General features: G+C 33.0%; 1 pseudogene. It reads left to right on the top strand.

Annotated elements, in window-relative coordinates:
• Positions 1-354 (top strand): annotated as a pseudogene (locus ACFINS_RS11325) (sn-glycerol-3-phosphate ABC transporter ATP-binding protein UgpC); the annotation flags it as partial.
• Positions 355-525 lie beyond the last annotated feature (171 nt).

The raw sequence follows: 525 nt of genomic DNA, 5'->3' as shown, positions 1-525 counted from the left end.
GCTGATTTTATTGGCTCTCCCTCTATGAATTTTCTTGATCGCAAAACTTTAGAACAGCATTTAGGTCATTCATTGTCTTATAGTCAAGAAACTGATCTTTTAGCATTCAGACCTGAAGTAATCTTGTTAGGCGAATATCCAAATCAAGGAGCTGTCTTTCACACACAAATTGAACTTATCAAACCTGTCGGAACAGGATGCCATGTTTTAACGCATTGGAATAATAATATTTTTACCATTGAAATAAAAGAACGTTTGACACACGATTATGGTCAAAAACTAAGCTTTACTGTTCCCCATCAGAGTTTTCATAGTTTTAACAAAAGTACTGGAAAACGCACACGTGAGAATTAAATAAAGTAAAAATTTTAATCTTATAAGCACCATCAGTAAATAATCCGCACTTCTCTTTTTTATCAACCTCATTTTTTTAGGGTGGTGTTATTTGCTTTATATTATAGATTGTGTGCTTTTATTTTTCCGTACGTAATTGTATAGCAAGGTCAGGTTGATCTGTTGTGATAT

Origin of the sequence: Bartonella sp. AA2SXKL, assembly GCF_042197205.1 — a bacterium.
Classification (GTDB): domain Bacteria; phylum Pseudomonadota; class Alphaproteobacteria; order Rhizobiales; family Rhizobiaceae; genus Bartonella.
Note: the sequence above shows the minus strand (reverse complement) of the source record. Positions and strands in the feature narration are given on the sequence as shown.